At 75.7% G+C, this 4,396-nt stretch carries 3 protein-coding genes; 1 reads left to right on the top strand and 2 read right to left on the bottom strand.

The window, feature by feature from the left end:
• Positions 1-327 precede the first annotated feature (327 nt).
• Complete coding sequence (gene disA, locus ABZ641_RS27090) at positions 328-1,386, bottom strand: DNA integrity scanning diadenylate cyclase DisA (protein ID WP_344628459.1); 1,059 nt, start codon at positions 1,384-1,386, stop codon at positions 328-330.
• Positions 1,387-1,564: 178 nt separating this feature from the next.
• Entirely contained in the window at positions 1,565-3,097 is a 1,533-nt protein-coding gene (gene radA / locus ABZ641_RS27085; protein WP_359985771.1) for a DNA repair protein RadA, read from the bottom strand.
• Between the two features lie 218 nt (positions 3,098-3,315).
• On the opposite strand from radA, the gene ABZ641_RS27080 reads away from it, so the two are divergent.
• Complete coding sequence (locus tag ABZ641_RS27080) at positions 3,316-4,374, top strand: hypothetical protein (protein WP_359985769.1); 1,059 nt, start codon at positions 3,316-3,318, stop codon at positions 4,372-4,374.
• The last annotated feature ends 22 nt before the right edge of the window (positions 4,375-4,396 follow it).

The raw sequence follows: 4,396 nt of genomic DNA, 5'->3' as shown, positions 1-4,396 counted from the left end.
GTCCCCGACACCTCGGGGACGGGCCGTTGCGCACGGTCGCGGGCACCCGGTGCGGCGGTTTTCGGCCGGTCCGGCACCGCGTGGTGTGGCGGGCGTGTGTCGGCCGTCCGACGCGGCGTCACCGGCGAGTGTCGGCGGCGGCGGTGTGCCCGGGTACGTCCCGGTTCGCGGGCCCGAATGCTGCACGCCTGTGTGAAGCCTGTGCGGTGTCGGGAAAGCCTCTTTGTCGCGGACCTGCCGGACGGCAGAGTGGTGGGAGCAGCCGGCCCGTCCGCCCCACCGGACGGGCCGGTGGTGCTCCGGCCCCGCGGCGGAGGCCGGGGGGCGTCAGACGTAGCGTTCGAGGATCGACGACTCGGCCAGCCGGGAGAGCCCCTCGCGCACCGAGCGGGCCCGGGTCTCGCCCACGCCCTCGACCGTCTGCAGGTCGTCGATGCTGGCCGCCAGCAGCTTCTGCAGCCCGCCGAAGTGCTCGACCAGCCGCTCGATCACGGTGTTCGGCAGGCGGGGCACCTTGGCGAGCAGCCGGTAGCCGCGCGGCGAGACCGCCGAGTCCAGCGACTCCAGCGAGCCCGAGTAGCCGAGCGCCTTGACCACCGTCTGCAGGTCGAGCAGTTCGGCGTGGGTGAGCGCCTCCAGGTCGGCGAGCACCTCGATGACCGTCCGGCCCCTCTTCGCGGCCCGCTCGGGGAAGTAGTCCCGGGCGACGAGCTCGCGCTCCGGCTCCACGCCGGCGATCAGCTCGTCCAGCTGCAGCGAGAGCAGCCGGCCGTCGGTGCCGAGCTCCAGCACGTAGCCGGCGATCTCGGCGGCGATCAGCCGGACCATCTCCAGCCGCTGGACGACCGCGGCCACGTCGCGGACGGTCACCAGGTCCTCGATCTCCAACGCGGAGAGCGTGCCGGCGACCTCGTCCAGCCGGAGCTTGTACCGCTCCAGGGTGGCCAGCGCCTGGTTGGCGCGGGAGAGGACGGTGGTGGAGTCCTCCAGCACCCGGCGGCTGCCGTTGACGTACATCGCGATCAGCCGCATCGAGTGCGAGACGGCGACCACCGGGAACCCGGTCTGCCGGTTCACCCGCTCGGCGGTGCGGTGGCGGGTGCCCGTCTCGTCGGTCGGGATGGCGGAGTCGGGCATCAGGTGCACGCCGGCCCGGACGATCTTGGTGATGTCCTTGTCCAGGATCACCGCGCCGTCGAGCTTGCAGAGCTCGCGCAGCCGGGTGGCGGTGAACTCGACGTCCAGCACGAAACCGCCGGTGCAGAGCGACTCCACGCTCTTGTCGAAGCCGAGCACGATGAGCCCGCCGGTGTTGGCCCGCAGCACGCGCTCCAGGCCGTCCCGCAGCGCCGTGCCGGGCGCGATCGCACTGAGGGAGGCCCGCAGCAGGGCCTCCTCGCGGGGGGACCTGTCCGCCCGGTCGCTGCCTGCCACGTGACTCCTCCGGTCGAGCCGGACCGCGTGGCGCGGCGCCCGACGGTCTCTCGCTTATTACTGCACCGATTACCGATTGCCCATTAGACAGGGCAAAGTCTAACTGCGTGCGGCAATAGCGGGGCCGGAGTCAGTCGAGTTCGTCGGCCCCGACCGGCTCCCAGCCGTCCATCAGCTCCTCCGGGTGGGCCGGGACGTAGGCCTGCAGGGCCGCCCGGGCCGGGTCGCCGGCACCGCCGGGGGGAGCGGCGGCCGGCGGGGCGGACGGCTCCTGGCGGGGCCGCGCGGGCCGGCGGCGGCCCGGGATCGCCCGCAGCGCCTCACCGATGTCCGACACCTCCACCACCTTCATCCCCGGCGGCACCTTGCCCGGGTCCGGCGGGACGAGCGCGTGGGTGAAGCCCAGCCGGTGCGCCTCGGCGAGCCGTCGCTGCACGCCCGTCACCCGGCGTACCTCGCCCGCCAGGCCGACCTCGCCGATGGCGACCAGGTTGCTCGGCAGCGGGGTGTCGGAGGAGGAGCTGGCCACCGCCAGGGCGATGGCGAGGTCCGCGGAGGGCTCGGTGAGCTTCACGCCGCCGACCGTCGCGGTGTAGATGTCCTGCTTGCCCAACTTCACCCCGCCGTGGCGCTCGACGACCGCCAGGATCATCGCGATGCGCGGCGACTCCAGGCCGGAGGTCGTCCGGCGCGGCGAGGGGATCTGCGAATCCACCATCAGCGCCTGCACCTCGGCGACCAGCGGGCGCCGTCCCTCCAGGGTGACGGTCAGGCAGGTGCCCGGCACCGGCTTGTCACGCCTGGTCAGGAACAGCCCGGACGGATCGGCGAGGCCCGCGATCCCCTCGTCGTGCAGCTCGAAGCAGCCGACCTCGTCGGTCGCCCCGTAGCGGTTCTTGACCCCGCGGATGATCCGCAGCCGGGCGTGCCGGTCTCCCTCGAAGGACAGCACCACGTCGACCAGGTGCTCCAGCAGGCGGGGGCCGGCGATCTGGCCGTCCTTGGTGACGTGGCCGACCAGCAGGGTCGCCATGCCGCGCTCCTTGGAGGCCCTGATCAGCGCGTTCGCCACCTCGCGGACCTGGGCCGGGCCGCCGGGCGCGCCGTCCAGCTCGGCGGAGGCGATGGTCTGCACCGAGTCGAGGATCAGCAGCCCCGGGTTCACCGCCTCGATGTGGCCGAGCACCGCCCCGAGGTCCGACTCGGCGGCCAGGTAGAGGTGCTCGGAGAGCGCGTTGATCCGGTCGGCGCGCAGCCGGACCTGGCCGGCCGACTCCTCGCCGGTGACGTACAGCGTGCGGTGCCGGTCGCTCGCGGCCTTGGCGGCCACGTCCAGCAGCAGGGTGGACTTGCCGACGCCGGGCTCGCCCGCGAGCAGCACCACGGCACCGGGCACCAGGCCGCCGCCGAGCACCCGGTCCAGCTCCGGCACGCCGGTGGTGCGGGCCGTCGCCACCTGGCCGTCGACCTGGCCGATCGGCTTCGCCGGGGAGCTGACCGGGCCGGCCGCGGTCGTCCGCAGCGGGACGGCGCCGTACTCCTCGACGGTGCCCCAGGAGTTGCACTCCGGGCAGCGGCCCACCCACTTGGGGAGCTGGTTGCCGCACTCGGTGCAGCGGTACGCCGGGCGCGGCTTGGCGGTGGTCTTGGTGCGGGCTGCCATGCGGCCAACCGTAGCCGGTGGGTCCGACAACGCGGGCCGGCCGGTCCGCGGCGGCCCGGCCGGCCCCCGACGCGCGGGGGGGGGGCACGGGGCATCCGGGCGGCGTGCGCGGGCCGGATGCGCGCGGGGTCACGGGTGGGTCTGTGCTGTTACCCGAAAGAAGTACAAGCGCCGGGAAACCACCGGACCGGGCGAATCCCGTCCCTACCGTCGGATCCGTGACGAGCTTGCTTGAGAGCCCGGTGGCCTCCGCCGGGGCACCGGTCCTGCACGCCTACGGGCAGCACGTGGACGGCCTGTTCACCTACTGCCTCTCCGTCCTGTGCGAGCACGACGCCGCCGTGGCCGCCGTCGCCGAGGTCCGCGACCTGGCGCTGCGGCACGGCGGCCGGCTCGCCGACCCGGCGCTCCGCCGGGCCTGGCTGTACGCCCTGGCCCGGCACTGCTGCCTGCGCCGCCTGGAGTCCGGGGCCGGGGCCGCCTTCACCGGCGCCCCCGTGCGCGAGCCCGCGCCGCCGGCCGGCACCCGGTCCGGACCGCCCGCCCCCGCCGCCCCTGCCCCCGCCGGGAAGGTGCGCACCGGACGGGCCGGGGCGGGCGGACGGACCGCGGGCGCGGCGAAGGTCCCGCGCGCCGCCGGCGGCGCGCGCACGACGGCCACGGGAACCGGCACCGCCACCGGCACGGGCACGACCGGCGCGGGCGGGATCGGCCCGGCCCGCACGGCCGGGGCCGCCGTGCTCGCCCAGCGCCGCGAGGAGCTGGCCCGGCTGGCCTGGCCCGAGGCCGCCGGCACCGGCCCCGAGCAGCGCGAGGCGCTGGAGCTGGCGGTCCGTCACGGGCTGGCGCCGGAGGAGGTGGCGGCCGTGCTGGCCGTGCCGCTGCCGGCCGCCGAGGAGCTGCTGGAGACGGCCGCCGCCGAGGTCGGGCGCACCCGCGCGGCCCTGCTGGTGCTCGCCGCGGGCGGCTGCCCGGAGCTCGCCCAGCTCGGCGGGGCGGGCGCGGAGGGCCGCAGCGGCTGGGTGCTCGGCCCGGCGCTCCGCCGCGAGCTGGTGCAGCACGTGGTGGACTGCCCGACCTGCCGCGGCACCACGGAGCGGGTGGCGGCCGAGCCGCAGCCCGGTCCGGCCGGACTGGCGGACACGGCGGGGCTGCCGCTGCTGCCGGCGCCGGTCGGGCCGAGGTCCGGTTCGATGCCGGTGGTGACCGCCAGCCCGGCGATGACGATGGAGAACTCGCCACCGCCCGCCAGCACGACCTGGACGTCACCTGGCTGATCGTGGACGACGGGGGCTACGG

It is taken from the genome of Kitasatospora sp. NPDC007106 (genome assembly GCF_040634455.1).
GTDB lineage: Bacteria > Actinomycetota > Actinomycetes > Streptomycetales > Streptomycetaceae > Kitasatospora > Kitasatospora arboriphila.
The sequence above is the reverse complement of the archived record's forward strand: the minus strand, read 5'-3'. Positions and strand labels throughout refer to the sequence as shown.